Source organism: Mesorhizobium sp. LNHC229A00, from assembly GCF_000502415.1.
In the GTDB taxonomy this organism is placed as follows: domain Bacteria; phylum Pseudomonadota; class Alphaproteobacteria; order Rhizobiales; family Rhizobiaceae; genus Mesorhizobium.
The window spans coordinates 112,879-137,984 of the sequence record NZ_AYWQ01000006.1 but is presented as its reverse complement, the minus strand read 5'-3'; the positions used below and the strand labels follow the sequence as shown (position 1 = coordinate 137,984).

27 protein-coding genes and 1 pseudogene are annotated in these 25,106 nt (G+C 64.6%); 12 read left to right on the top strand and 16 right to left on the bottom strand.

From position 1 onward, the window contains the following. Window positions 1-5: 5 nt before the first annotated feature. From dapB to X742_RS156660, 7 genes are all read right to left on the bottom strand, one after another. A complete protein-coding gene (gene dapB / locus X742_RS156625) occupies window positions 6-845 on the bottom strand; it encodes a 4-hydroxy-tetrahydrodipicolinate reductase (protein WP_023772041.1) in 840 nt (279 codons plus the stop codon). Continuing rightward, complete coding sequence (locus tag X742_RS156630; RefSeq protein WP_023772040.1) at window positions 842-2,701, bottom strand: ABC transporter ATP-binding protein; 1,860 nt, start codon at window positions 2,699-2,701, stop codon at window positions 842-844. The genes dapB and X742_RS156630 overlap by 4 nt, the downstream gene beginning before the upstream one ends. Before the next feature lie 79 nt (window positions 2,702-2,780). After that, complete coding sequence (locus tag X742_RS156635; protein ID WP_023772039.1) at window positions 2,781-3,821, bottom strand: glucokinase; 1,041 nt, start codon at window positions 3,819-3,821, stop codon at window positions 2,781-2,783. 346 nt (window positions 3,822-4,167) lie between these two features. Continuing rightward, a complete protein-coding gene (gene mepA, locus X742_RS156645; RefSeq protein ID WP_023772037.1) occupies window positions 4,168-5,274 on the bottom strand; it encodes a penicillin-insensitive murein endopeptidase in 1,107 nt (368 codons plus the stop codon). A gap of 64 nt (window positions 5,275-5,338) precedes the next feature. Next, entirely contained in the window at window positions 5,339-6,247 is a 909-nt protein-coding gene (locus X742_RS156650) for an SDR family oxidoreductase (protein ID WP_023772036.1), read from the bottom strand. Next, window positions 6,244-7,398, bottom strand: a complete 1,155-nt coding sequence (gene queG / locus X742_RS156655; RefSeq protein WP_023772035.1) for a tRNA epoxyqueuosine(34) reductase QueG — start codon at window positions 7,396-7,398, stop codon at window positions 6,244-6,246. The genes X742_RS156650 and queG overlap by 4 nt, the downstream gene beginning before the upstream one ends. Then, window positions 7,379-8,071, bottom strand: coding sequence for a glutathione S-transferase family protein (locus tag X742_RS156660; protein WP_023772034.1), 693 nt, complete (start codon window positions 8,069-8,071; stop codon window positions 7,379-7,381). Before X742_RS156660 ends, queG begins: the two co-directional genes overlap by 20 nt. Before the next feature lie 232 nt (window positions 8,072-8,303). Between X742_RS156660 and X742_RS156665 the strand changes: the two genes are divergently transcribed. After that, window positions 8,304-9,110, top strand: a complete 807-nt coding sequence (locus tag X742_RS156665) for an undecaprenyl-diphosphate phosphatase (protein WP_023772033.1) — start codon at window positions 8,304-8,306, stop codon at window positions 9,108-9,110. 255 nt (window positions 9,111-9,365) lie between these two features. Here X742_RS156665 and X742_RS156670 read toward each other — a convergent pair whose 3' ends face one another. Both X742_RS156670 and rsmI read right to left on the bottom strand, forming a co-directional pair. Further along, window positions 9,366-9,743 (bottom strand): YraN family protein, encoded by a 378-nt coding sequence (locus X742_RS156670; RefSeq protein WP_023772032.1) that lies wholly within the window; start codon window positions 9,741-9,743, stop codon window positions 9,366-9,368. Between the two features lie 81 nt (window positions 9,744-9,824). Continuing rightward, on the bottom strand, window positions 9,825-10,721 hold the full coding sequence (gene rsmI, locus X742_RS156675; protein ID WP_023772031.1) for a 16S rRNA (cytidine(1402)-2'-O)-methyltransferase: 897 nt from the start codon (window positions 10,719-10,721) through the stop codon (window positions 9,825-9,827). 168 nt (window positions 10,722-10,889) lie between these two features. On the opposite strand from rsmI, the gene X742_RS156680 reads away from it, so the two are divergent. Further along, entirely contained in the window at window positions 10,890-11,075 is a 186-nt protein-coding gene (locus X742_RS156680; RefSeq protein ID WP_023772030.1) for a hypothetical protein, read from the top strand. A gap of 73 nt (window positions 11,076-11,148) precedes the next feature. Here the strand turns inward: X742_RS156680 and X742_RS1000000175670 are convergent. The 3 genes and pseudogenes from X742_RS1000000175670 to X742_RS156690 all read right to left on the bottom strand — a co-directional run. Then, window positions 11,149-11,268 (bottom strand): annotated as a pseudogene (locus X742_RS1000000175670) (transporter); the annotation flags it as partial. A gap of 107 nt (window positions 11,269-11,375) precedes the next feature. Continuing rightward, the gene (locus X742_RS156685) at window positions 11,376-12,545 is read right to left on the bottom strand and encodes a PLP-dependent aspartate aminotransferase family protein (RefSeq protein ID WP_023772029.1); all 1,170 of its coding nucleotides are present in this window, start codon (window positions 12,543-12,545) and stop codon (window positions 11,376-11,378) included. Then, on the bottom strand, window positions 12,542-13,981 hold the full coding sequence (locus tag X742_RS156690) for a pyridoxal-phosphate dependent enzyme (RefSeq protein ID WP_023772028.1): 1,440 nt from the start codon (window positions 13,979-13,981) through the stop codon (window positions 12,542-12,544). Before X742_RS156690 ends, X742_RS156685 begins: the two co-directional genes overlap by 4 nt. A gap of 209 nt (window positions 13,982-14,190) precedes the next feature. On the opposite strand from X742_RS156690, the gene X742_RS156695 reads away from it, so the two are divergent. The 3 genes from X742_RS156695 to X742_RS01000000170040 are packed head-to-tail and all read left to right on the top strand — an operon-like array spanning window position 14,191 to window position 15,162. Further along, window positions 14,191-14,523 (top strand): hypothetical protein, encoded by a 333-nt coding sequence (locus tag X742_RS156695; protein WP_023772027.1) that lies wholly within the window; start codon window positions 14,191-14,193, stop codon window positions 14,521-14,523. Then, window positions 14,520-14,783 carry an isochorismatase family protein gene (locus X742_RS1000000176515; RefSeq protein ID WP_280800191.1) on the top strand — a complete coding sequence of 88 codons (264 nt, stop codon included), beginning with the start codon at window positions 14,520-14,522 and terminating at the stop codon, window positions 14,781-14,783. Before X742_RS156695 ends, X742_RS1000000176515 begins: the two co-directional genes overlap by 4 nt. Then, a complete protein-coding gene (locus tag X742_RS01000000170040; protein ID WP_280800193.1) occupies window positions 14,719-15,162 on the top strand; it encodes a cysteine hydrolase in 444 nt (147 codons plus the stop codon). Before X742_RS1000000176515 ends, X742_RS01000000170040 begins: the two co-directional genes overlap by 65 nt. Before the next feature lie 82 nt (window positions 15,163-15,244). On the opposite strand, the gene X742_RS156700 is transcribed toward X742_RS01000000170040, so the two are convergent. Continuing rightward, a complete protein-coding gene (locus X742_RS156700) occupies window positions 15,245-15,676 on the bottom strand; it encodes a helix-turn-helix domain-containing protein (RefSeq protein WP_245273786.1) in 432 nt (143 codons plus the stop codon). 39 nt (window positions 15,677-15,715) lie between these two features. Between X742_RS156700 and X742_RS156705 the strand changes: the two genes are divergently transcribed. Next, entirely contained in the window at window positions 15,716-16,486 is a 771-nt protein-coding gene (locus tag X742_RS156705; protein WP_023772025.1) for a type 1 glutamine amidotransferase domain-containing protein, read from the top strand. Between the two features lie 546 nt (window positions 16,487-17,032). Here the strand turns inward: X742_RS156705 and X742_RS156710 are convergent. After that, a complete protein-coding gene (locus X742_RS156710; protein WP_023772024.1) occupies window positions 17,033-18,376 on the bottom strand; it encodes an FAD/NAD(P)-binding protein in 1,344 nt (447 codons plus the stop codon). Between the two features lie 31 nt (window positions 18,377-18,407). Beyond that, window positions 18,408-18,896: an Rrf2 family transcriptional regulator gene (locus tag X742_RS156715; protein WP_023772023.1), complete on the bottom strand. Its 489-nt coding sequence runs from the start codon at window positions 18,894-18,896 to the stop codon at window positions 18,408-18,410. Between the two features lie 631 nt (window positions 18,897-19,527). Between X742_RS156715 and tauA the strand changes: the two genes are divergently transcribed. From tauA to X742_RS156735, 4 genes are all read left to right on the top strand, one after another. Beyond that, entirely contained in the window at window positions 19,528-20,541 is a 1,014-nt protein-coding gene (gene tauA, locus X742_RS156720) for a taurine ABC transporter substrate-binding protein (RefSeq protein WP_023772022.1), read from the top strand. A gap of 110 nt (window positions 20,542-20,651) precedes the next feature. Next, window positions 20,652-21,425 carry a taurine ABC transporter ATP-binding protein gene (locus tag X742_RS156725; RefSeq protein ID WP_023772021.1) on the top strand — a complete coding sequence of 258 codons (774 nt, stop codon included), beginning with the start codon at window positions 20,652-20,654 and terminating at the stop codon, window positions 21,423-21,425. Next, the gene (locus tag X742_RS156730) at window positions 21,422-22,282 is read left to right on the top strand and encodes an ABC transporter permease subunit (protein ID WP_023772020.1); all 861 of its coding nucleotides are present in this window, start codon (window positions 21,422-21,424) and stop codon (window positions 22,280-22,282) included. The genes X742_RS156725 and X742_RS156730 overlap by 4 nt, the downstream gene beginning before the upstream one ends. A gap of 19 nt (window positions 22,283-22,301) precedes the next feature. Next, complete coding sequence (locus X742_RS156735; RefSeq protein ID WP_023772019.1) at window positions 22,302-22,490, top strand: hypothetical protein; 189 nt, start codon at window positions 22,302-22,304, stop codon at window positions 22,488-22,490. Between the two features lie 48 nt (window positions 22,491-22,538). Here X742_RS156735 and X742_RS1000000174795 read toward each other — a convergent pair whose 3' ends face one another. Then, on the bottom strand, window positions 22,539-22,724 hold the full coding sequence (locus X742_RS1000000174795; RefSeq protein WP_023772018.1) for an LPXTG cell wall anchor domain-containing protein: 186 nt from the start codon (window positions 22,722-22,724) through the stop codon (window positions 22,539-22,541). A gap of 309 nt (window positions 22,725-23,033) precedes the next feature. On the opposite strand from X742_RS1000000174795, the gene X742_RS156745 reads away from it, so the two are divergent. Next, window positions 23,034-23,402 (top strand): septal ring lytic transglycosylase RlpA family protein, encoded by a 369-nt coding sequence (locus X742_RS156745; RefSeq protein ID WP_023772017.1) that lies wholly within the window; start codon window positions 23,034-23,036, stop codon window positions 23,400-23,402. 280 nt (window positions 23,403-23,682) lie between these two features. Next, entirely contained in the window at window positions 23,683-24,960 is a 1,278-nt protein-coding gene (locus X742_RS156750; protein WP_023772016.1) for a polyhydroxyalkanoate depolymerase, read from the top strand. Window positions 24,961-25,106 lie beyond the last annotated feature (146 nt).

Sequence of the window (25,106 nt, the reverse complement as noted above, 5' to 3'; positions counted from 1 at the left end):
TCGTTTCAGGCAAGCCCAAGCACGTCGCGCATTGAATACAGTCCCGGCTTCTGGCCATACGCCCAAAGTGCGGCCTTGACGGCACCGCGGGCAAAGATCGCGCGGTCCTCGGCGTGGTGCGACAGCGTGATGCGCTCGCCGGTGCCGGCCAGGATCACGCTGTGGTCGCCGACCACCGAGCCGCCGCGCAGCGTGGCAAAACCGATCGAGCCGGTTTGTCGCACACCCGTATGGCCGTCGCGTGAACGCACATCATTTCCGGCCAGTGCAATGCCGCGCCCGGCGGCGGCCGCTTCGCCGAGCAGAAGCGCCGTGCCCGAAGGCGCGTCGACCTTGTGCCTGTGGTGCATTTCAAGGATCTCGATGTCGAAATCATCGGCATCGAGCGCGCGTGCCGCCTGTTCGACCAGCACCGCCAGCAGATTGACGCCGAGGCTCATATTGCCCGACTTGACGATGGTCGCGTGGCGGGCCGCGGCAGCGATTTTCGCGTTGTCGTCGGCCGAACAGCCTGTCGTGCCGATGACATGGACGATGCGCGCCTGCGCCGCGTAGCCGGCGAACTCGACCGTCGAGGCCGGAGTGGTGAAATCGAGCACGCCGTCGGCCCTCGCGAAGACCGGCAACGGATCGCTGCCGATCGCCACGTCGATGCGGCCGACGCCGGCGAGTTCGCCTGCATCCTTGCCCAGGTGAGGCGAATCCGGGCGCTCGACCGCGCCGATGACGCGGGCGCCCGGAATGGCGTGGATGGCGCGGATCAGCGTCTGGCCCATGCGGCCGGCGGCACCGACCACCACAAGGCCCATATCGCTGGCCGGCTCGCCTGATGTTGTCTCGCTCATGCCGTGCTCCCGGCGATGTTCTGGGTCTCTAGTTCCTGAACCGACGTCTCGACCGGGGCGCTGTCGTCGACAAGCCCCAGGCCCTTGACGCCCTGTATCCGGTGGAAACGGGCATAGACGCTGTGCGGATCGGCCATCAGCGAGGCGTGCGTGCCCTCTTCGACCAGATGGCCCTGTTCCAGCACGATGATGTGGTCGGCATTGACCACGGTGGACAGGCGGTGCGCGATGACGATGGTTGTGCGCCCTTCCATGACCTTGGTGAGCGCCTGCTGGACGCGCGCTTCCGCCTCGTTGTCGAGCGCCGATGTCGCCTCGTCGAGCAGCAGGATCGGTGCCTGGCGCACGATGGCGCGGGCGATCGACACGCGCTGGCGCTGGCCGCCGGAAAGCGTGGCGCCGTTCTCGCCCACCGGCGTGTCATAACCTTGCGGCTGCTGGCCGATGAACTCGTCGGCCGCGGCCAGTCGCGCGGCTTGCTCGATCTCGGCATCGGTGGCCGAGGGGCGGCCATAGCGGATGTTGTCGCGGATGGTGCCTTCGAACAGGTAGGGCGCCTGCGAAACATAGGCTATCGAGCCGCGCAGCGACTGTTTGGTGACCTTGGAAATGTCCTGGCCATCGATCTCGATCGCGCCGCTCTCGACGTCGTAGAAGCGCTGCAGCAGCGCTACCAGCGTGGTCTTGCCGGCACCGGACGCGCCGATGACGGCGGTCATCTTGCCGGCCGCGGCGACAAAGCTGAGGTCCTGAAGGACAGGCGCCTCCTCGACATAGCGGAAGGACACGTTGTTGAAGCGCACTTCGCCCGTGGTGAAGTTTGCCTTGGTGGCGCCAGGCGCGTCACCCTGCTTCGGCTCGAGGTCGAGCAGCTCGTAGATCATGCGTGCATTGACCAGCGCCCGTTCCATGCCGACCTGCATGCGTGCCAGGCGGCGCGCCGGATCATAGGCCAGGATCAGCGCGGTGATGAACGAGAAGACCGCGCCCGGCGGCTGCCCGAGAACCAGAGCCCGGTAACCGGAATAGGCGATGACGGAAGTGACGGCGAAGCCGGCCAGCATGTCGGAAATCGGCGACAGCCGTTCGGATACGCGGGCAATCTTGTTCGAGCGCTGTTCGGCGTCGCTGGCGAGCTTGCCGATGCGGCCGGACAGTTCGTCCTCCATGGTGAAGGCCTTGACGATGGCGATGCCTTGCGTGGCCTCCTGAACGGCGCCGATCAGGCGCGAATTGATCAGCACGGATTCGCGGGTTATGCGCCGCACGCGACGGGTGAGGTAGACGACGGCCCAGATCAGCGGCGGGCCGATCAGCAGCGAACTGAGCGACAGGACCGGATCCTGGTAGACCATGACGCCGAGCAGGCCGATCAGCGTCACCGCGTCGCGGGTGATCGAGGTCAGCGTCAACGACAGGAGGTCGCGAATGCCGCCGACGTTTTCGTTGACCTGCGCCGCCAGCCGGCCCGAACGCGTGTCGTTGAAGAAGCCGACGCCGAGCTTCATCAGGTGATCGAAGATGCGCTTCTGGTAGCGCGCCACCAGATTGTTGCCGATCTTGGCCAGCGCCACCGCCTGGCCATAGCCGGCAAAGCCGCGCAGCAGGAAGGCCGCCATGAAGCCGGCGCAGATCCACACGATCGCGTCGCCACGCCGTTCGTAGAAGATCTGGTTGACCATCGGGGCCATGATCCAGGCCGTGAAGGCGGTCGTGCCCGAAACGATCAGCGAGCAGGTGATGACCATCACATAGGTCCAGCGATAGTCACGGCTGTTCTCAGCGAGAATGCGGCGCAGCACCGCTGTGACCTCGCCGGGCCGGGCTTTCAGCTTGTTTGGAGTTTGAAGTGTCAAAATCAGAGGGCTTTGTCGGTTTCCGCGTCCCGTGGCCGGGCAATTCGGCCCCCCTATTAACGCCAAGCAGCCGGCTTGCCTATGCCTTGTGGTGACTAACTTCGTCGCGCCAGCGCCGGCCCGATGTCTGGACACCGAACAGCGAGGGGTTCCTGGCATAGGCGGCAAGGCCGAGAAGGGCGGCCAGCGGATGGGTGATGACATAGACCGGCATGGTGCGCATCAGCGCGCTGTGCGGCGCCTTGTCCTCGAAGGCGGCGCGGAAATTGCCTTGTTTCAGCGCCGGCACGATCTTTTGCGCGATGCCGCCGGTGAGGAACACGCCGCCCCGGCTCATGAACACCAGCGCCAGATCGCCGGCGGTGCGGCCGAGGCAGGTGACGAAGGTCTCGAGCGCTTCCTGCGCCACCGGATCGGTCTTGGCCAGCGCCGCAGCGGTGACTTCGGCCGGCGTGGTGAAGGGCGACGGCTTGCCATCCGCCTTGGCCACCGCCCGGTAGACGTTGACGAGACCGCGTCCGCACAGGATCTGTTCGCCCGAAATGCGGCCCTCGAGCTTCTCGATATGCGGGAAGACCTTGAAATCGCGCGGCGTCCGCGGCCCGATGTCCATATGGCCGCCTTCGCCGGGCACCGGGATCCAGTGATGCAGCGCGTGGACCAGCCCGGCGACGCCGAGCCCGGTTCCCGGACCCAGCACGACGCGGCCGGCATTGGGCTCCGGCGTGCCGCCGCCAATCTTTTCCATATGCTCTTCGCCCAGCGCCACGACGGCCAGCGCCTGGGCCTCGAAATCGTTGAGCACGACGATGTCGCTCAGCCCCAGATTGGCGAACATCTGCCTCGGCTTGACGACCCAGGGGCAGTTGGTGAGCTCGATCTCGTCGCCGTCGACGGGGCCGGCCACGGCCAGCACCGCCGAATTGGGCCGGACCGAGGAGCGGTCGAGCACCGCCGCCTGGATCGCCTCATCGATGGTGTTGTAATTGGCGGTCTGGACGATGATCGGCTCGCCGCCCTCGGAATTGGCGTCGAGCACGATCGAAAAGCGCGCATTGGTGCCGCCAATGTCACCGATCAGGATCGGAAACCGCAACGAGGTGTCGTCTTCGCCTGCCATGCTCTTCGTCCGCCTCTTTTCGGCAGCCTCTCACCGCCCGGTCGTTGACTAGCGCATGACCCCACAAAGGGAAAGCCGCTTCAGTGCCGGTTTTCAAGCGCAGGCGCCGCCCCTCACCTGCCTGCCGGCATCCTCTCCCCGGATAGAGACGAGGAGAGGGGCGCTCACGTCGATGATTTCGCCAATCGCCAACGTTAAAAGAAGGGCGTCATCGGTACGATCAGCTCCTTTCTCCCCCGTCACTATACGGGGAGAAATGTCCGGCAGGACAATGAGGGGCAACGCCGGCTTCGGCGATCGGCTCGTCTGCGGCAATCTTTGGACGCAGGAAATGACCTGCTGGCAGTCAGTTCACCGGCGGCTGTGACCCGGGAACCGGCGGCCGTGGCCGGGGAACGGGCGCGCCCATTCTGGGCGTCGCCGCGAAAGCATTTGCCGCGCCTGGCAGATCGCCGCCGCCACTGGCCGTGGTGGCAGGCTGCGACGGCGTTTCCGGTTCGGGCCCTGCCACCGCGACCGGCACGGCGCCACTGTGATAGGTCGCCGCCTCGGCGGAGGCCGGTCCGGGTGCGTCGAGCACGGCGCGGCATTCCTTGGGTAGGTTCGCCATCGTCATCAGGTCGCGCGCCTTCGGCGCATCCGGGTTCTTGTTGGGGCGCCACGGCTCTTCCGTGAACCACCAGGCCAGCGGCTTGCCGCAACCGTCATCATCGGGCGTCGTTTCCTGCGCCTTGCAATTGGGCGAGCCCGGCTGGCAGCCTATGCGCATGTGGAAATGATAGTCGTGGCCCCAGAACGGTCGGATCTTGCGCAGCCAGGAGCGGTCGCCCTTGACCGTGTCGCAGAGCTTTTTCTTGATGCCTGGATTGACCAGGATGCGCTCGACCTCCGGATAGCTCGCCGCGCGCTTCAAAAGCCGCGTGTGCGCCGCCGTCCACAGCGCGTCCTTCACCAGATGCGTCTTGTCGTCGACCATCAAGGTGGCGCTCATGGTCTCGCGCTGCGCCCTGGTCATGGTGCGGTCGGGCATCGGCGTCAGCCAGATGTCGGCATCGAGCCCGATCTGGTGCGAGGCATGGCCTGATAGCATCGGGCCGCCGCGTGGCTGCGCGATGTCGCCGATCAACAGGCCCGGCCAACCGTCGGCGACGGCGTCGCGCGACAACTTTTCGATCAAGGCGATCATGGCCGGATGGCCCCAGCGGCGGTTGCGCGATGGCCGCATCACCTGCCAGGTCGGGCCGTCCATGGGGATGGCGACACCGCCGGCAAAGCAGCCCTTGGAATAGAAGCCGAAGGATTGCGGGGCGGTGGCCGTCGGCAGCTTCTCGGCGCCGAACAGGTCTTTCGCCCGTTCCTCGGCTGCTGCCGGCTGCGCGGCGAGGCCTGCCAGAGCCAGCACTGCCGCCAATAACGCATTTCTTGCGCCAAGCGGCCGCATCGATGATTTCATGAACCGCACCCCCGTGCCTGCAATCGCCGAATCATACCACGCCAAGCGCCACGCTTCGATCATCCTAGCCCTCCGCGCCCCTCATCGGGCTGCGCGGCGCACCGTCATGCCAGTCGCCGCTTGCCCACATATGGTCGAAAGCGGCGCGATAGTCCGGAAAGCGAAAGCGATAGCCCGCCGCCTTGATCGCCGCATTGGCGACCCGCTTGTTCTCGCCATAGAAGGACCGCGCCATGGGCGAAAGTTGGGCGGTGTCGAAGGGGATTTCGGGCGGCGGCTCAACGCTCATCAGATGTGCGGCGTAGGCGACGACATCCTGCGGCGGCGCCGGTTCATCGTCGGTGACGTTGAAAATGCCGCCTCTATTGCCGCTGATCAGATGCCACAGCGCGCCTGATATGTCGTCGCAATGGATGCGATTGAACACCTGGTCCGGCTTGACCAGCCGCCTGGCAGTACCGTTCTCCAGATTGACCAGCGCGTTGCGGCCCGGACCGTAGATGCCGGAGAGGCGCAGGATCGCCACCGGCCAATCGATTTCCCGGCCGAGCTTCTCCCAGGCCTGCTCGGCCTCGACCCGCATGACCGAGCGCTTCGACACCGGCAGGCAGGCGGCCGTCTCGTCGACCCAGGCGCCGCCATGATCGCCATAGACGCCAACGGTCGAGAGATAGCCGATCCATTCCAGCGCCGGCATCCCTGCGATTGCCTGGCGGGTGGCATTCAACACCGGATCGCCGGCTTCTTCCGGACCGACCGAAACCACCAGATGCGTGGTTTTCTCCAGCGCATCGCCGATTTCGTTCGTCAACTTGCCGTCGAACAGCAGCGGGACGATGCCGGCCTGGCGCAGCGCTTCGAATTTTTCCTCGGAGCGTGTCGTGCCGGCGATCGTGGCGGCTCCCCTATTGGCACGGGCAAAGGCCTTGCCCGAATAACCGGCGCCGAAAATGAAGACCTGTTTTCCGCTCATGCATGTGCCCTGTTCGGCCGCGCCAGGCGCCATTCCTCGCGCACCGCCGCGTCGTCCTCGCTGTTCAAGCCGTTCGCGGCCCGTTCGGCATATTCGTTTTCCGGCACCAGCCGCGCCAGCGCCCATATTGCCGCGCCCCGCACCAGCGGCGAGGCATCGCCGAGCAGATCCCGGACGACGCCGGCAAGTGCGCCATCGCCGGAATTTCCGGCGGCAATCAGCACGTTGCGGACGAAACGGTCGCGGCCGATGCGTTTGATCGGCGAGCCGGAGAAGAAGGCGCGGAAGCCAGCGTCGTCGAGGGCCAAAAGATCGGCGAGCGGCGGCTCGCGCAGATCGTCGCGCGCGGCGAGCTTGGCCTCGGACGCGGCGCGGGCGAATTTGTTCCAAGGACAAGCGGCGAGGCAGTCGTCGCAGCCATAGATGCGGTTGCCGATCTTTTCCCGAAATTCATGCGGGATCGGCCCCTTGTTCTCGATAGTGAGGTAGGAGATGCAGCGCCGGGCATCGAGCCTGTAGGGCGCGGGGAACGCGTCGGTCGGGCAGGCGTCGAGGCAGGCACGGCAGGAGCCGCAATGGTCGATCTCGGGCTTGTCCGGTTCCAGTTCGGCCGTGGTGAAGATGGTGCCGAGGAACAGCCAGGAGCCGTGCTCACGGCTGACCAGATTGGTGTGCTTCCCTTGCCAGCCCAGGCCCGCTGCTTCAGCCAGCGGCTTTTCCATCACGGGCGCCGTGTCGACGAAGACCTTCACGTCGCCGCCGGCGCGCGCGACGATCTTGCCGGCGATCTGCTTCAGCCGGCCCTTCATGATCTCGTGATAGTCGCGGTTTTTCGCGTAGACCGAGATCGCGCCGCGATCGCGCTTGGCCTGCACGTCGCGCGGATCATGGTCCGGCCCGTAATTCATCGCCAGCACGATGATCGAGCGCACGGCGGGCCACAGCGTGGATGGCTCGGCGCGGCGCGCAATCGTCTCCGCGATCCAGTCCATTGAGCCGTGAAAGCCGTCGGCTATGAATTCGGCCAGGCGGGCCGGCGCCAGCGGGATGGCATCTGGGGCGGTGACGGCGACCGCGTCGAAGCCGGCGCGCCGCGCCTCCGCGTCGATCAGCGCGCGCAGTTTTGGCGCGTCAGAAGTCGAGATCCGCATAGTGCGATACCGGCGACAGGCCGCGCACGCGGTCGGTCAGGAGCGGCCGGAAGGAGGGCCGCGACTTCACCCGCGTGTACCATTCGCGCGCGGCGGGGTGTTCGCGCCAGTCGATCTCGCCGAGATAGTCGAGCACCGACAGCGTCGCGGCGGCCGCCAGATCGGCATAGGTGACCTTGCCGCCGGCCAGCCAGTGACGGGTGCCGGCCAGCCAGTTGGTGTATTTCATGTGCTGGCGGATATTGGCGCGCGCGGCGCGGATGGCGCCTGAATCGGGCGAACCGCCGCCCGCCGTTTCCGGCATCACCGGCTTCAGCACGCGTTCGCGCACCAGATGGCGCGTCACTTCGCTTTCGGCCTTGTTGAGATACCAGTCGATCAGCCGGCGGATTTCGGCACGCTGCATCGGGTCCTCGGCGAACAGCCGCTTGTCGCGCTTGAGCACGCCCCGCGTCTCGTCGAGATATTCGGAAATCACCGTCGCGCCGATGATCGGCACGTCGCCTTCGGCCAGCAGGATCGGCAGTGTCCCGGCCGGATTCAGCGCCAGGAACTCCTTGCGCCGCGTCCACGGCTTTTCCTCGATCAGCGCCAACTCCTCGCCATACTCGCCAAAGGCGAGGCGGACGAAGCGGCAGGTGGCGAACATGGGATGGTGGAAAAGCGTCAGCATGGTTCCGCGATGATAAAGCGCACTGGTATGGTTCAGAATCCGGAATTCGCGCATCGCGCTCGTCCCAGGTGTGGCGAATTCCGGATTGCCACACTGGCGAATCGCAGGGCGCACCGGTAAGTCTTGGCCGCCCGGCTAGCGGGCCGTCAGGGGTGTTGCGACCTATAGGGGGACTTCGGCGCCATGACAAGCAAGCCATTCTGTTAGCCGTCACGCCAATGCCGAGGTAGAAATGGAAAGCCAGACCATCGTCGAAGCCCTGCTGCTTGGCCTGCTCGAGGGGTTGACCGAATTCATCCCGGTGTCCTCGACCGGCCACATCCTGCTCGCTGGCCATTTCCTCGGGTTCCAGTCGACCGGCAAAGCCTTCGAGATCCTGATCCAGCTCGGCGCCATCCTGGCGATCCTCAGCGTCTATTTCCGGCGCCTGTGGCAGATGCTCCTCGACCTGCCGCATGACCGGCTGACTCGGCATTTCGTCATCGGCATCCTTATAGCCTTCCTGCCGGCGGCGATCATCGGCGCGCTGGCGCATGATTTCATCAAGACGGTGCTGTTCGAATCACCCCGACTGATCTGCATCATGCTGATCATCGGCGGCGTCGTGCTGCTGGTCGTCGACCGCATGAACCTCAAGCCGGTCTATCGCGACGTTGAGCGCTTCCCGACCAGACTTTACCTGCAGATCGGCCTGTTCCAGTGCCTGTCGCTGATCCCCGGCACGTCGCGCTCGGGTTCGACCATCGTCGGCGCGCTGCTCCTGGGTGTCGATAAGCGGGCGGCGGCGGAATTTTCCTTCTTCCTCGCCATCCCGACCATGGTCGGCGCCTTTGCCTTCGACCTGTTCAAGAACCGCAACGTGCTGACCTCGGCCGACTTGCCGATCATCGCCATCGGCTTCGTTGCCGCGTTCGTCACGGCCTTGGTCGTGGTGCGATACCTGCTCGACTACGTCTCGCGCAACGGCTACTCGCTGTTCGGCTGGTGGCGCCTGGTGGTGGGGATCGCCGGGCTGGTGGCCCTGATGATCTGGGGGTGAGCGCAGCGACCGGTTCGATTGCAGTCACCTATCCCCGAACGTCAGCGCCGCCCCTGCCTGCTGGCATCCTCTCCCCGTATAGTGACGGGAAGAGGGGCGCTGTCACCGCCGGTTTCGGCAACCACCAACGCGTTCCAGGTTAGGCGCCAAGGGTGCGGCAGCCTCCTTCCCCCGTCACTATACGGGGAGAAGTGCCCGGCAGGGCGATGAGGGGCAGCGCTAACCTCGACGAATGGATTGCCTCCGGCAACGAGCCTAACTCCTTCCATAAAACGCATTCGGGACATGGACCGGCCAGCGCCAGGGCAGCACGGCGACCATGTCGAAGCGCATCGATAGCCTCCCATAATCGGGCTGCCGCGACAGCCAGATATCGGTCGCACCCTCGATGCGGCGCTCCGATTCGTGGCCGATCGCCTCCATGGCCTCGATCAGCGTGCGGCGCGCCTTGACCTCGACGAACAGCACGAGGTCGCCACGCCGCGCGATCAGGTCGATCTCGCCGAAGCGGGTGCGGTGGCGGCGCGCGAGAATCCGGTAGCCCTTCAACATCAGCGCGGCCGCTGCCAGCCATTCGCCGCGATGGCCGCGCCGGTAGGCCTTTTGGCGGCTGGCGCTCGGGCGCTCAGCCACCGCTTCTCTCTCTTTGCTCGGCCATGACCTTTTCTGAAAACCGGTTTCCGCTTTTTGCACTCGCTGACCTTCGGTTCGGGATCATGGTCTGTCCTTGAGCTCGAGCAGCCGCCGATACAGCGTCTGTTTCTGGCCGCCGGTCATTTTCGCCGCTTCCGCCGCCGCCTTGGAAGCGGGCATTTCAGCGGCGAGCGACAAAAGCAGGCGATCGATGTCTTCAGGTTCGTCGGTCTTGGCCTCGGCGGCGCCGACGCAGACGACGATCTCGCCCTTGGGGGTATCGGCCGCCGCGTAGTGGTCGGCGAGCGCCCGCAGCGTGCCGGTGCGCATCTCCTCGAACGTCTTGGTCAATTCCCGGCCGATGGCGGCTTTGCGCTCGCCGCCGAGCGCCTCGACCATGGCGCCGAGCGACTCGGCCAGCCGGCGCGGCGATTCGAAGAAGATCAGCGTTGCCGGCACGGCTTTCAGCGCCTCCAGCCGGGCCAGGCGTTGTCCCGATTTAACCGGCAGGAAGCCTGCGAACAGAAAGGCGTCCGACGGCAGGCCCGACGCCGTCAGCGCGGCAAGCGGCGCCGACGGGCCGGGGATCGGCACGACGCGGAGGCCGTGGTCGAGTGCCTCGCCGACCAGCCGGTAGCCGGGATCGGAGACCAGCGGCGTCCCGGCATCCGAGATCAGCGCCACGCTCTGGCCGGCTTCGAGCGCCGCGATCAATTTCGGCCCGGCCTCGCCGGCATTGTGCTCGTGATAGGCCGTGGTGCGGCGGCGAATGCCGTAGCGGTCGAGCAGCACGCGCGACACGCGCGTGTCCTCGCAGGCGACGATGTCGGCGGAGGCCAGCGTCTCCAGCGCGCGCAGCGTGATATCGGCGAGGTTGCCGATCGGCGTCGCCACAAGGTAGAGCGCCGGATCGAGCGGACGGGCCGCGATTTCGGTCTGTCCGACCACATAGCTTCGCTTGCCCGTCTCGCCAGTCACCGATGCCGTCTCCGTGCAGCCCCTGTTTGGCCCGCCAAACCCATTTGGCATGGCTGGCGCCGGCTTGCAAAACTCACACTGATTTAAGCCAATCGCCATTCCTTCGCCACAGTAGGGAACGAAACCGGTTTTGGCAGATTTAGCCCCTGATTCCCAAGGGAGGACAGGATGGACAGCCTGACGATACAGGATGCTTTCGAACCCTACTATGCCGGTCGCGACCGGATTGCCGCACGCCAGGACAAGCGGCTGCCAGCCCGGAACGACACCAGCCTGACCAAGCAGGCCGCGAGTGCCTTGCCGACAGACGTCAGGCTTTCCGACAACAAACCCGACAGTACGACGGAGCACTGACCGGACGATGCCCAATCGCTTCGATATCTTCATCACCCGTCTCGAAACGAAAACCGCGCGCCACGGCGTGCCGCTATCTCCGATAGGCGACCAGCACCGAGGGCGCCGCGATAAGGACAACTCCAAGCCGGTGCGCTCCGGAGAGTCGCACGCCGAGAAGGATCGCGGAAAGCACCGCCACAAACACGACGCTTGATCTGGCTCAGATCGGCGAGACGGCCATCAGTCCGTGGGGCGGAGCAAGGCGCGCCTCGGAGCATGCAGCGAGCAACGCGGGCTCCTTGGTCATGCCGAAGGCACTCAGCCCCCCAGCGCCTGATTCAGATCGGCGATCAGATCGTCGCCATCCTCGATCCCCGCCGACAGCCGCACCAGCGAATCCGATATGCCGATCTCAGCCCGTTTCTCGGCGGGAATGGAACCATGCGTCATCAGCGCCGGGTGCTCGATCAGGCTCTCCACCCCGCCAAGACTTTCGGCCAGCGTGAACAGCTGCGTGCGTTCGAGAAAGCGTTTGGTGCCGGCAAGGTCGCGATCGAGCACAGCGGTGATCATGCCGCCGAAGGCATGCATCTGCTGCACCGCGATGGCGTGCTGGGGATGGCTGGCAAGCCCGGGATAGATGACGCGGCGCACATCTTTTCGCGCTTCCAGCCACTGCGCGATCTTCAGGCCGTTGGCGGAATGGCGCTCCATCCTGAGCGCCAGGGTCTTCAAACCGCGCAACGCCAGAAAACTGTCGAACGGACCTGATATGGCGCCGATGGCGTTCTGCAGGAATTTCAGCCGGTCGGCCAGATCCTTGTTGTCGCCGACCACGGCAACGCCGCCGACCATGTCGGAATGGCCGTTCAAATATTTCGTTGTCGAATGGACCACGATGTCGATGCCGAGCTCCAGCGGCCGCTGGATATAGGGGCTGCAGAAGGTGTTGTCGGCGACGGACAAGATCCCCTTGCGCTTCGCCAACGCCGCTACGCCTTCGAGATCGACGATACGCAGCAATGGATTGGTCGGCGTCTCGACCCAAAGCATTTTTGTTTCCGGCCGGATCGCGGCTTCAACCGCGGCCAGATTGGTGAAATCGACGAAGGAAATCTGCAGATTGGCCGAGCGCTTTCGCACCCGCTCCATCAGCCGGAACGAGCCGCCATAAATGTCGTCGGTGGCGACGATATGCGCGCCCGAATCGAGCAATTCGAGGACCGTGGCGATCGACGCCAGGCCGGAGGCGAACGCGAAAGCCGCCGAGCCGCTTTCGAGATCGGCCACGGCGCGCTCGAAGGCGAAGCGCGTCGGGTTCTGGCTGCGGGCATATTCGAAACCCTTGTGCACGCCGGGCGACTGCTGGCCATAGGTCGAGGTGGCGTAGATCGGCACCATCACCGCACCGGTCAGCGGGTCGTGGCTCTGGCCGCCATGGATGGTGCGCGTCGAGAACGCCAGGCGGTTCTTTCCGGATGTTGTCATCGTGCGCGCCTCAAATGGTTGATCAGGTCGATGCGGGTAATCAGGCCGACGAACTCGTCGCCGTCGAAGATGATGGCGACCTCGTTGCGGTCGAACACCGGCAGCAGCGCGTCCAGCGTCTGGCTGGCCTGCAGCGTGTGCAGGTTCGAGGTCATGGCCGTGCGCACCGGGCCGTTGAAGCGCTCCCAGCGCCCGTCATAGGGGCCGTCGACATGGGCAAGGATGTCGCTCTCGTCGACGATGCCGACGAGTTTGCCATTGTCGAGCACCGGCAGTTGCGAGACATCGGAGCGGCGCATGCGTCCATAGGCGTTGAGCAGGCTCTCGTCCGGCCCGACATAGACGGTATCGCCAGTGCGGTGAGTGCGCATCACGAGGTCGCGCAGGTCGCCATGCTGTTCGTGTTCGGCCAAGCCCTGCTCGGCCAGCCAGAAATCGTCGAACACTTTTGACAGGTACTTGTTGCCGCTGTCGCAGACGAAGGTGACGACGCGCTTGTGCACCGTCTGCTCGCGGCAATAGCGCAGCGCCGCCGACAACAAAGTGCCCGAAGACGAACCGGCCAGGATGCCTTCCCGGGACAACAGATCCCTCACCGCCAGCATGCTCTGCTTGTCCGTGATGGAATAGGCCTTCTTGACCAGAGACAGATCGGCATTGGGCGGCACGAAATCCTCGCCGATACCTTCCACCGTCCAGCTTCCCGCCTCTTCCATCTTGCCGGTCTTGATCAGCGGCGCCAGCACCGAGCCGACCGGATCGGCCAACACCATCTCCGTCTTCGGCGACACCTCGGCGAAGTAGCGGCCAAGCCCGGTCAGCGTGCCGCCCGAGCCGACGCCGACCACCACCGCGTCGACATCACCGTCAAGCTGCGAGAAAATCTCCGGGCCGGTGGTCGTCTGATGCGCAAGCGGGTTGGCCGGATTGGCGAACTGGTTGGCGTAGAAGGCACCGGGCAGTTCGGCGGCGATTTTCTCCGCCATGTCCTGGTAATATTCGGCATGGCCCTTGCCGACATCGGAACGCGTCATGCGCACTTCCGCGCCCAGCGCGCGCAGATGCTGGATTTTTTCACGCGACATCTTGTCGGGCACCACCAGGATGATGCGGTACCCCTTGGGAATGCCGACTTGGGCAAGGCCAAGGCCAGTATTGCCGGCTGTCGCCTCGACGATGGTGCCGCCGGGCTTCAGCTTGCCCTGTTTCTCGGCCGCCGCGATCATCGACAGCGCGATACGGTCCTTGATCGAGCCGCCAGGGTTCTGGCTCTCGAGCTTGATGAACAGCCGGCATTTTCCGGTGTCGAATTTGGTCAGCTCGACGATGGGCGTCTGCCCTATCAGATCGAGCAACGACGCATAGGGCGGGCGCAGGCGCGAGAGTGCGCTGTCCGAGGAGCCACTGTCGGCCGTGGTTTTTCTATGCTCGCTCATGTCGGAGCCTCCATGGGTCAACCTAGCGTCTTTTCCAGCCGATCGCAGTTGGAAAGAAGATAGATCGTGCCAATCCGGTGGCCAGACGGGGAATGAAATTCCATGGGCCCGTCCCAGGCGAGGCGTCTAACGAACCACCTCGTTCGTTGCCGCCGCCGATTTCGCCGTGCTAGCCGAACATTCGCCATATCAATTCAAGGAGACGGCCGATGAAGATCCTCGCCTATGACAACTTCAAGCCCGGCGTCACCCTCGACGATTTGAAACCCTATTTGCGCGATGAAGTCTCGAATGTCTGGCGGCTTTGGAAGGCAGGCATCGTGCGCGAAAACCATGCGCGCGCCGATGTCGGCGGCGTCATCGTCGTTTTCGAGCTCGACAGCGTCGAAGAAGCAAGAAACTACACCGACGACTTCCCGCTGTCGAAGGCCGGGCTGCTGGAATGGCATTTTCTTGCCTTCGACCCCGCCCCCTTGCCGCTCGAATATCTGTTCGACCCGACTGTCGACATCGCCAAGCCATGGGACCGGACGGCAGCATGATCCGATCCAGCGAAGACATCGAGATCCCCGCCAGCCTGGCTGAATGGTGCGATCCCCGCCGCATGGCGCTGGTGATCTACGACATGCAGGTCGGCATCTGCCGCCAGATCGCTGGCGCGGCCGACATCGTCGAGCGCACCGGCAGCGTCCTCGAAGCAGCCCGCTCGGCCGGCATGCGGGTGGCGTTCACACGCCATCTCTCCTTGCCACGCAGGTGGATGGGCGCCACCCAGCTGCGCACCGCCCTGGCAGCGGCGTGACAGTCCAGACACGGTCGAGCCCTGGTTCCCGCGCGATGCCGAGGCGACGAAGATCGTTCCCGAACTCGCGCCACGCGCCGACGAGGCGGTGTTCGACAAGCTGACCATGTCGGCCTTCGATTCCACGGCGCTGAGCTTTGCCTTGCGCGATTGCGGTGTGCGCGCCGTCGCGCTCGCCGGCGTGGCGATGGAGATCGGCATCGAGCCGACCGTTCGCCAGGCGACCGACAATGGTTTTGTCGCCGTGGTGATCGAGGACGCCTGCGGCTTCGGCAACCGTGAGGCCCGCGACCGCTCGATAGCCACGCTTGGCTTCCTCGGCGAGGCTGCCATCACCGATGTCGCGGGTTTTTGCGGCGCGCTTGCCGGCGGGAGCTAAAGCAATTCCAGGAAAAGTGCGATCGGTTTTCCAGGGAAAAGCGCGTCGCGCTTTCCCTAGGGAATTGCGTAAAATAAAAGATCTAGGCGCCTTGCCGGGTCTCTGTGTCGGTGCGGAAGCGGACGCCGTCCGCGCGCCCGTGCACATCGCCCCAGTCGTAGAGCGCTTGCAGCGTGGCGGCCAGATCGCGACCACGCTCGGTCAAGACATAGCGTCCCTTGCCGTCGGGCGACGCCTCCAGCGCGACAAAGCCGATCTCGACCAGGTTGGCCAGGCGCTGCGTCAGCATCTTGTCGGAAAGCGAAGGGATCGATCGGCGCAACTCGGAATAGCGCAGCGGACCTTGCTTGATCCGGGCCAGGATTACCGTCTTCCATTTGCCGCCCAGTGCGTCGAGCGCGAACTCGACTGGACAACCGTAAAGTCTGCCGCGTGGTGCCATGCCGCCACCGTAGGCAACGCCCGGCGGCGGCGAAAGCGGATTTTGCCCGCCCATACGGCCAGATTGCAGCATTCGGCTTTATCGGCGACAGCTTCATGAAGGAGAGCCAGGATGAGTGTACGGGATACCAATCCGGTCAATGCGCGCAGGCCGAAACGGGTGGCGATCGTCATCGCTAATCCGGCCGTCTCGACCACGACCGGCTGGCCGGTCGGCTTCTGGTGGAGCGAGCTGACGCATCCGTGGTTCGTTTTCACCGAGCGGGGTTACGACGTCGAGATCTTCTCGCCCGATGGCGGCAGATGCGAGGCGGACGCGCTGAGCGATCCGCGTGATCCCTCGGGCTATTCGGAAACCGACCTCATCTCGCTCGGCTTCATCTCGAGCCCGAAACTGGCGAGCCTGGTCGACAACACAAGGCCTGTCGCGGAGATCGCGCTCGACGGCTTCGACGCGATCGTCGTCGCCGGCGGCCAGGCGCCGATGTTCAACTACGCCCGGGCGGAAGCGCTGCAACGGATCTTCGTCGCCTTCCACGAAGCGGGCAAGGTGGCCGCGGCGCTCTGCCATGGCACAGCGCTGCTGCGCTATGCCAGGCGCGCCGACGGTTCGCTGCTCGTCGCCGACAAGACGGTGACCGGGTTCGCGAATATCGAGGAGGATTTCGCCGACAACGCGACCTGGGAGATGGGTGCGCTGGAGCGCGGCAAACATCTGATGCCGTGGCGGATCGAGGATGAGCTGAAGGCGATCGGCGCCAACTATGTCCAGGCCGGCCTGTGGCGCGCCTTTGCGGTGCGCGACGGCAACCTGATCACCGGCCAGCAGAATTTTTCCGGCGCCGAGACCGCGCGCGCTGTGTGTGAGGCATTGGGCGGCTGAACGCCATCCCTCCGGCCGGTAGCTGGAGGGACTTCAGTCTTAGTTGAGCAATCGCTAATATATGTGTAGCTTGGCCATGCGGGGGACGATCCCAATCGAAGCCTAACCCGCGATGGCCGGTGCGACCTGCTTCCAACCCAAGCATCCCCGCACCGGCCATTCTTTGTCCGCTGGATAGCCCGCGGCCAGCTTGAACTCGTAAGCTGGGCGCGCGATGTCGCCACTAGGAGAGCGGTGATCGATGCGCCGAACCAGAATGGCTCTTCGCGCCGGCTGAAATGCACTTCCGCACGGTCGAGGATGAGAACGCCTTGGCAACGGGACTGCGTCACGTCTCGTATATATATCAATTGACTAAAGTACGGAACGTCCAATGGACAAGAACAGAACGTTTGAAGGCCTCTCGGACCAAGGCCTACCAGCGCGCAAGACTTTAGTCCTGCCGTCTTATAGTTAAAGACAGAAGTTGTTCCGGCCGAATAGATACCAGACTGCACTCAGCCGGATATGGTGCGATCGCGGAAGGCGATCACCCGCCGAGATTGCTTACCCTAGCAACCGCTTGCTCAGCCTGGCGCACTGGACGCGGATATCGGGAATGGCGTCGATCTCGAAGAAGGTGCCGCGCGTCAGCGGGCCGACGGCGAGGATTTTTCGCGAAACGGTGCCGTCGGCGGCGATGATCTCGCAATTGGCCGAGACGTCGAGGCCGATGCGAAGCGGATCCGGCCGCGCCAGACCGCGGCCGACCAGCGAGCGCACCACGCTGTTCGGCGAGGTCGAGATGTCGCGCACGATACCCGAGCAATCGTAGATGCGGGCGACGTCGAATGTTTCGAGACGCTGGGTATGGCGCGACTGGACCTCCACCGCGAAGCCGTCGCCCGGCGTGACGCCGACGACGCGCCCGGCGAGCGGCCGGACGTGGCCCGATTGCACGGCTTCCGTCACCCTGGCGTAGACCTCGGGTGCCATGCGGTGGCGATGGATGTCCCACCAGGCCTTGGTGTGTTCGACGAAGCGGCGCTTGGCCGAGGCCGGCCAGTTCTGCCAGATCTTCTGGTTGAAGGGGCGCAGGCCGTCCACCACGTCGCGCCAGTCGACGCCGGCCTTCTGGTTCTCACGAATGAGGTCGCGGAACCAGCCGACGAAATAGGAGAGCTGGGTGCCGAGCGGGATATCGGCGACGTCGAGTTTGATCGGATTGCCCTTGCGATGCGGCGAGGGCAGCAGGCCGCGCCGCGACACCGCGATGATGTCGCCGCGATGGCCGCGCTGCTCCAGGGAAAGGAATGCATCGACCATGCTCAAGCCCGTGCCCAGCACCAGGATACGGCTATCGGGATCAAGCGCGGTGTCGGCTTCCGAGCCCATCCGGATCGCATGGCCCTGCGCGGGCTGTTCGTCATGGCCGGTGGCGAGCACGGCAAGATGGGCGACCACGCTGGTGCCGTTGGCGAGCGCCACCTCGACCCCGGACGCAGTCGGCGTGATCGACAGGCTCTCCTCGCGGATCAGGCGCAGCCGGCCGGCCTCGCGCTCGCGCGCTTCCAGGTCGTCGAGCAATTCCTTGAGATAAAGCGCATAGAGGCTGCGCGGCGCATAGACCGGAGCCTGCTCCGGTGTCGCAAACCCCCGCTCCAGCAGCCAGCGCCAGAAATTGCCGGGATCGTCGGCGTAGGCGCTCATGCCGGCGGCGCTGACATTCAGCACATGCGCCGACAGCAGCGTCGAATAGGCGATGCCCTGGCCGAAATGCGGGCGTTTTTCGATCAGTGTGACGCGCAGGTCCGGATTGGGCGATTTGAGCAGATGCGCGGCCAGCACGACGCCGCTAGCGCCGCCGCCAACGATGATGATGGAACGGGTCGGGTTGGTTCGCCCGGTCATGCGCGAGCGAGCCCCCTGCGAAGTACCGATTTCAGGCCTGGGCCTTCACCGCGACCGACAGGCCGTTCCGCACCACCGGCAGGTCGTCCCTCGCGACCGGGAGGTCGTCGGCAATGTCGCGCATCTCGGCGAGGCTGCGCTGGTCGAGCACCTCGGCGATCGCCTGCCGGACTTCCAGCATCAGATGTCGGACTTGGCATGTCGCCTCGTTGCAATCTTCACAGCGCTGATATTGTGTGCGGCTGGCGCAGGGGATCGGGGCCAACGGCCCGTCGAGGACGCGCACGACGTGGCCGACCTTGATCTCGTCGGCGGGCCGGGCCAGGCGATAGCCGCCCTCCTTGCCCTTGCGGCTCTGGACGAAGCCGGCATTGCGCAGCTCGCCCAGTATGGCGTCGAGGAATTTCTTCGGGATGTTGTTGCCGGTTGCGATATCGCCGACGAAGGCGAGCCGTCCGGCGGGCATGTGCGCGAGATGTACGAGCGCCTTGAGGCCGTACTTGCCTTTTTTGGTGAGCATGAACCGAACGTTTCTCTGTCCTGCGATGGCCCTAAGCCATCCGTTGCGAAACGCCTCGGGTGCCTCCCCGCCGCGCCGAAGCCACCATGACACATAAATTCCAGCGACATGATATTCAAGCCAATTGCGGTTGATCTTGCTTGGTTTTCAAGCCGTTGTGGCGATTTTACCCCCGGCTTGTGACACCGATGACACGGAAAACATGGCTGACTTGCACGAAGGCCTGCAGCCGGAACCCAGTAGCCCCAGCAGTCGCCATAATACGCTTGGTATGGCCTGGCATCGGCACCTCACTCCTATGTCCATAAGGTTACTATACTTAAATGCCGGTACGCGGAACCCGGTTTTAAATTCTCTGCAGTTTGAAGCACAAGTTTGCAGGAAGTAGGGAAAAATCGGAATCTCGTTTGAACCTGTCTGTATCTGCAACCGTCGAGGTCGCGCCCTCGGGTCAAAGTTGGTGGGCCGCCGCTCTTGGACGCCGGCAACCGTCACTTCCGCCGTGGCGACCCGCCGGCGGTGGCTTTTTTCCAATAAGCTCTTCTTCCTTGGAAGGATTTAACTCTACAAGAACCATGGAATTAGCGAACTATGGACATGCAATCCGGTTTTTCCTTTCAAGGAGCCTTTCATGTCCAGCATTTCGCGACGCATCCTCCTCCTGTCTTCCGCTGCCCTTGCCGGCGCCGCCTTCCTCGGCCCGGCCATGGCCAACGACTTGAAGATCACCATCGGCTACCAGACGGTGGTCGAGCCCTCGAAAGTGCCGCAGGCCGACGGCGCCTATGAGAAGGCCACCAAGGCCAGCATCGATTGGCGCAAGTTCGATTCCGGCGCCGATGTCATCGCCGCCGTCGCCTCCGGCTCGGTCGATATCGGCTATGTCGGCTCGAGCCCGCTGGCGGCCGCCGCAAGCCGAGAACTGCCGATCCAGACCATTTTCGTCGTCGGCCTGATCGGGCAATCCGAGGCGCTGGTCGCCCGCAACGGCGCCGGCATCGGGAAGGTCGCGGACCTCGCCGGCAAGAAGGTCGCCGTGCCGTTCGTGTCGACGACGCATTACAGCCTGCTTGCCGCGCTCAAGCACGAGAATGTCGATCCGAAATCGGTCCAGATCCTCAACCTAAGGCCGCCGGAAATCGCCGCCGCTTTCGCGCGCGGCGATATCGACGCCGCCTATGTCTGGGATCCGGCGCTGGGCCAGATCAAGACATCCGGCAAGGTGGTGCTGGATTCCTCGCAGGTCGCCGCCTGGGGCGCGCCAACCTTCGACGCCTGGATAGTGCGCACCGACTTCGCCGAGAAGAACCCGGAAGCCGTGCGCGACTTCGTCAAGGTGACGGGCACCGCCTATGGGGACTATCTCGCCAAGCCCGACGCCTGGTCGGTGTCGTCGCCGCAGGCCGCGGCGATCGCCAAGCTCACGGGCGCCAAGCTGGAAGAGGTGCCGGAGTTGCTCAAGGGCTACGTCTTCCCCACCCTTGAAGAGCAGGCATCCGGGAAGTTCCTCGGCGGCGGCACGGTCACTGCGATCGCGGCGGCATCCGCCTTCCTCAAGGAGCAAGGCAAGGTCGACGCGGTGCTGCCGGACTATTCGAAATATGTCACTTCGAAATACGTCACCGAGGCGCTGGCCTCGAACTGACGCGTCGCACACGCGGCTCTCCTTCCCTGACGCCGCGCGTTGCCTGTCCCGAAGTCGCAGACGAGGCGCGGTTTCGGGGCAGGCGGATATCCTTCAAATCGGCGAGGCCCATGCAGCATCTCGTGCTCGACAAGATCTTCATCCACTATGACGGCCAGCCGGCACCCGCCGTCGAGCACGTGTCGATCGGCGTTGCCAAGGACGATTTCGTCGTCCTTGTCGGCCGCTCCGGCTGTGGCAAGACCTCGCTGCTCAACGTCGCGGCAGGCCTGGTCACGCCCGCGCGCGGCAGTGCCACGGTCAATGGCAAGCCGATCACCGGGCCCGGTTCTGATCGGGCGGTGGTGTTCCAGAACGATGCTCTGTTTCCGTGGCTCACGGCGCGCGAGAACGTCGCCTTCGCGCTCAGGTTGCGCGGTGTGAGGCCAGCCGAACGGGCGCGCCGCGCCGATGAACTGCTGGCGCTGGTCAAACTCGCTGAAGCCGGCGACAAACGTATCTGGGAGCTCTCCGGCGGCATGCGCCAGCGTGTCGGCCTTGCCCGGGCGCTCGCCGCCGAACCCGTATTCCTGCTGCTCGACGAGCCGCTCGGCGCGCTTGACGCGCTGACGCGCGAGCGCATGCAGACGACGCTGCTCGACCTTTGGACGGCAAGCCATGCCGGCGTGCTGATGGTCACGCACGGCATCGAGGAGGCGCTGGTGCTCGCCACCCGCATCGTCGTGCTGGCGCCCGGCCCGGGCCGCGTGGTGCGAACCTTCGAGCCGTGCTTCTCCAGGCGTTACGCGGCAGGCGAGCCCATTCGCGCCATCAAGGCCGATCCGGCCTTCGGGGCTGCGCGCGGCGAACTGACCGACGCGATCTTCGAGGGAGAGGCGGCATGACCATTTCCTCCTACACGGAACGGCCCGGTTCAAGGACAGACGAAACCGACGGCCTGTCGGTGCCCTGGTCCAGGCCACGGGCGAAACGGACGGGCGTTTCGGCGCGCATGGTCAGCGCCACCACCATCCTGGCGGTGCTGGCGCTCTGGACACTCTCGGCCCGCCTGCAACTGGTGTCGCCGGTGTTCCTGCCCTCGCCGCTTGCCGTGTGGAACAAGTTCATCGTGGTTATGAACGACGGCTTCGTCGACGCGACGCTGTCGCAGCATGTCGTCGCCAGTCTGGGCCGCGTCTTTGCCGCGCTGGTCGCCGCCATCCTGGTCGGGGTGCCGGTGGGGCTCGCCATCGGCATCAGCACGGTGGGGCGCGGCATCTTCGATCCGCTGCTCGAATTCCTGCGGCCGATCCCGCCGCTGGCCTACCTGCCGCTGGTCATCATTTGGTTCGGCATCGGCGAGCCTTCGAAAATCCTGGTGATCGCCATCGCCATGCTGGCGCCGGTCGCCCTGTCGACCGCCTCGGGCGTCCGCGGCGTCTCGCGGGAGCGCATCAACGCCGCGCGTTCGCTTGGTGCGACTCGGCGCCAAGTGGTCCGCCACGTGATCCTGCCCAGCGCCCTGCCCTCGATCCTGACCGGCCTGCGCATCGCGCTCGGCGCCGGTTGGTCGACACTGGTCGCGGCCGAGCTGGTGGCGGCGACGCGCGGGCTTGGCTTCATGATCCAGTCGGCGGCCCAGTTTCTCGTCACCGACGTGGTGATCATGGGCATCTTGGTGATCGCGGCCATCGCCTTCGTGCTCGAATTCACCATCCGCCGCATCGAGCGCGTGCTGGTCCCATGGGCGGGGCGGGAATGATCGGAAAAGGAGAATGACGATGACCCATTCCACCGCCGTGTTGTTTGCCCATGTCGGCGCCTGGCTGCTCGGCCTTGCTTCCGATGAGAACGCGGCAAGTGAGGACAGCCCGCACTCGCCGGCGCCGGTCCATCTTCGCGCCGGGCGCGATCGCCTGCCACCGCGCGACGAGAGTTTTTACTGGGCCTGGCAGTACTGGTCGCAGTGAACGCGGTCACGGCCGGCGCGCTCAGCACCGGGCGCGTTTGCTCGAACCTCAACCCTGCCTACGGTTCGCCCATACCAGTCCCGCCAGGCCGGCCAGCATGGCGGCGAGACCGATATAGAGCCATTGCGATTGGCCGGTCATGAAGCTGCCGCCGACCACGCCGGTGCCTTGCAGCGACCACAACGCACCGATCGCGAGTACAATCAACGCCAGCAGATTCTTGGTCAGTTTCATTGTCGGATCTCGCTTTCCCAGTCGATCGACAGCGGCGCCATAGCCGCGATGAAAGAGCCAGAGGAAGTGGCTCGATCCCAGCGGTTTCTACTTGGAGACTAATCCCGGATCTTGTCAAACGGATCTCGGATATCGGCACGAACATCATCGATAACTGATGAAGTCCGGTCCGAAAATCCCTGACAAACTGTTACCCCCCGACTCCAAACGTGTGATCTTGCCATGGAACCGCCAGATCACTGCCGCATTTCCTGCCTTATTTCCCACCTAACGGCTTGGGTCTGTCAAAAACGGAGCCATCCCCCAAATATGAAGACCACGAAACAGACCGCGCTTGTCGCGGTAACGATCGCTGCTGGCCTGATGGTAGGCGCTTCCGCCACTTCGGCAACCGCCGCCGCCGGTCAGTGTGGCCGCGCTTCCTGGTACGCGCTGCACTCGAGGACCGCATCGGGCGAGCGCATGAACCCCTCGGCGATGACCGCCGCCCACCGCACCCTGCCTTTCGGCACCAAATTGCGGGTCACCAACAAGAACAACGGCCGCAGCGTCGTCGTGCGCATCAACGATCGCGGGCCCTTCATCAAGGGCCGGGTGCTCGACCTGTCGAAAGGCGCCGCCGGCCAGCTCGGCTTCGTCGGCTCCGGACAGACTTCCGTCTGCATGGCGCGCGTCTGATTTGATCGTCTCCTGACCATGATCTCTTGCCGACCGCGGAGCAGCGGAGCAACCGGGAACTTTCGGGATCATGGTCGGGTGCAGGCGACACATATCGTACACATTTCGGCACTGCACATTGAGCCGGCTGGGCCGGCCGTGCCCGGTTTTAAAGGCTTTCAACGAAAGAAGCATTGGTCACGCCACGTGACGTATTGCATCGCAGCAATTAGTTGTTAACGTTCCCGCGAGACATCTGGGCACGGCGCTGATCGTCGTCCCTTCGGTCGCGGGGTAACGTATGTTCTACCAGCTCTACGAAATGAACCACGCCGCCCTGCAGCCGGCGCGGCTCTATGCCGACGCGGTCCGGTTGTTCTACTCCAACCCGCTCAACCCGGTTTCGCATACGCCCTGGGGCCGTTCGATCGCCGCGGGCGCCGAGCTGTTCGAGCGCACCACGCGCCGCTACGGCAAGCCGCAATTCGGCCTAGCCAAGACGGTGGTCGACTGGACGAGCGTCGCGGTCACCGAAAAGACAGTCTGGTCGAAGCCGTTCTGCAATCTCGTCCGGTTCGAGCGCGCCGTTCCTGCCGGGCGCAAGGCCGACCCGAAGCTTTTGATCGTGGCGCCGATGTCGGGCCACTATGCCACGCTGCTGCGCGGCACGGTCGAGGCGATGCTGCCCTATGCCGACGTCCATATCACCGACTGGGTCGACGCCCGCATGGTGCCGCTGGCCGATGGCAGCTTCGATCTCGACGATTATATCGACTACGTCATCGACATGCTGCACACGCTGGGTCCCGACACGCATGTGATGGCCGTGTGCCAGCCTTCCGTGCCGGTGCTTGCGGCCGTGGCGCTGATGGAAGCGAAGGGCGACCCGTTCGTGCCTTCGACGATGACCCTGATGGGCGGACCGATCGACACCCGCCGCAACCCGACCGCCGTCAACCTGCTGGCCAAGGAAAAGGGCATCGACTGGTTCCGCGACAACGTCGTCATGCGCGCGCCCTGGCCAGTGCCGGGCTTCGGCCGCGAGGTCTATCCCGGTTTCCTGCAGCTTTCCGGCTTCATGAGCATGAACCTCGACCGCCACATCATCGCCCACAAGGAATTCTTCATGAACCTTGTGAAGCACGATGGCGACAACGCCGAAAAGCACCGCGACTTCTATGACGAATATCTGGCGGTGATGGACCTGACGGCGGAGTTCTATCTGCAGACGGTCGACACGGTCTTCGTGCGCCATGCGCTGCCCAAGGGCGAGATGACGCATCGCGGCACCAGGATCGATCCGTCCGTCATACGCAACGTTGCCCTGTTCACGGTCGAGGGCGAGAACGACGACATTTCGGGTCTTGGCCAGACCAAGGCGGCGCAGGATTTGTGCGTCAACATCCCCGGCGACAAGAAGGCGCACTACATGCAGCCGGCAGTCGGCCATTACGGCGTCTTCAACGGCTCGCGCTTCCGCTCCGAAATCGTGCCGCGCATCGTCGACTTCATCACCAGCTATGGCCGCCAGAACCGCGTCCCGGTGAAGCCGAAGCTGGTCCGCACCGCCAAGCGGTAGGCGGTTTGCAAACGGAACCGGCCGCGGGTCCGATTCTGTTGCACAAGGGCCGCTGCGTCTCCCTGCTGGTAACCATGCCGTAAATGAGGCCGACGTCGTAATTGACACGGAGTGTAAATCGCCCTTAACGTTTCGTTAACAACAGG

Coding starts and splice junctions, on each gene's coding strand:
- dapB (WP_023772041.1), bottom strand. CDS start 845: ATGAGCGAGACAACATCAGGCGAGCCGGCCAGCGATATGGGCCTTGTG.
- X742_RS156635 (WP_023772039.1), bottom strand. CDS start 3,821: ATGGCAGGCGAAGACGACACCTCGTTGCGGTTTCCGATCCTGATCGGT.
- mepA (WP_023772037.1), bottom strand. CDS start 5,274: ATGAAATCATCGATGCGGCCGCTTGGCGCAAGAAATGCGTTATTGGCG.
- X742_RS156650 (WP_023772036.1), bottom strand. CDS start 6,247: ATGAGCGGAAAACAGGTCTTCATTTTCGGCGCCGGTTATTCGGGCAAG.
- queG (WP_023772035.1), bottom strand. CDS start 7,398: ATGCGGATCTCGACTTCTGACGCGCCAAAACTGCGCGCGCTGATCGAC.
- X742_RS156660 (WP_023772034.1), bottom strand. CDS start 8,071: ATGCTGACGCTTTTCCACCATCCCATGTTCGCCACCTGCCGCTTCGTC.
- X742_RS156665 (WP_023772033.1), top strand. CDS start 8,304: ATGGAAAGCCAGACCATCGTCGAAGCCCTGCTGCTTGGCCTGCTCGAG.
- X742_RS156680 (WP_023772030.1), top strand. CDS start 10,890: ATGGACAGCCTGACGATACAGGATGCTTTCGAACCCTACTATGCCGGT.
- X742_RS156685 (WP_023772029.1), bottom strand. CDS start 12,545: ATGACAACATCCGGAAAGAACCGCCTGGCGTTCTCGACGCGCACCATC.
- X742_RS156690 (WP_023772028.1), bottom strand. CDS start 13,981: ATGAGCGAGCATAGAAAAACCACGGCCGACAGTGGCTCCTCGGACAGC.
- X742_RS156695 (WP_023772027.1), top strand. CDS start 14,191: ATGAAGATCCTCGCCTATGACAACTTCAAGCCCGGCGTCACCCTCGAC.
- X742_RS1000000176515 (WP_280800191.1), top strand. CDS start 14,520: ATGATCCGATCCAGCGAAGACATCGAGATCCCCGCCAGCCTGGCTGAA.
- X742_RS156700 (WP_245273786.1), bottom strand. CDS start 15,676: ATGCTGCAATCTGGCCGTATGGGCGGGCAAAATCCGCTTTCGCCGCCG.
- X742_RS156705 (WP_023772025.1), top strand. CDS start 15,716: ATGAGTGTACGGGATACCAATCCGGTCAATGCGCGCAGGCCGAAACGG.
- X742_RS156710 (WP_023772024.1), bottom strand. CDS start 18,376: ATGACCGGGCGAACCAACCCGACCCGTTCCATCATCATCGTTGGCGGC.
- X742_RS156715 (WP_023772023.1), bottom strand. CDS start 18,896: ATGCTCACCAAAAAAGGCAAGTACGGCCTCAAGGCGCTCGTACATCTC.
- tauA (WP_023772022.1), top strand. CDS start 19,528: ATGTCCAGCATTTCGCGACGCATCCTCCTCCTGTCTTCCGCTGCCCTT.
- X742_RS156725 (WP_023772021.1), top strand. CDS start 20,652: ATGCAGCATCTCGTGCTCGACAAGATCTTCATCCACTATGACGGCCAG.
- X742_RS156730 (WP_023772020.1), top strand. CDS start 21,422: ATGACCATTTCCTCCTACACGGAACGGCCCGGTTCAAGGACAGACGAA.
- X742_RS156735 (WP_023772019.1), top strand. CDS start 22,302: ATGACCCATTCCACCGCCGTGTTGTTTGCCCATGTCGGCGCCTGGCTG.
- X742_RS1000000174795 (WP_023772018.1), bottom strand. CDS start 22,724: ATGAAACTGACCAAGAATCTGCTGGCGTTGATTGTACTCGCGATCGGT.
- X742_RS156745 (WP_023772017.1), top strand. CDS start 23,034: ATGAAGACCACGAAACAGACCGCGCTTGTCGCGGTAACGATCGCTGCT.
- X742_RS156750 (WP_023772016.1), top strand. CDS start 23,683: ATGTTCTACCAGCTCTACGAAATGAACCACGCCGCCCTGCAGCCGGCG.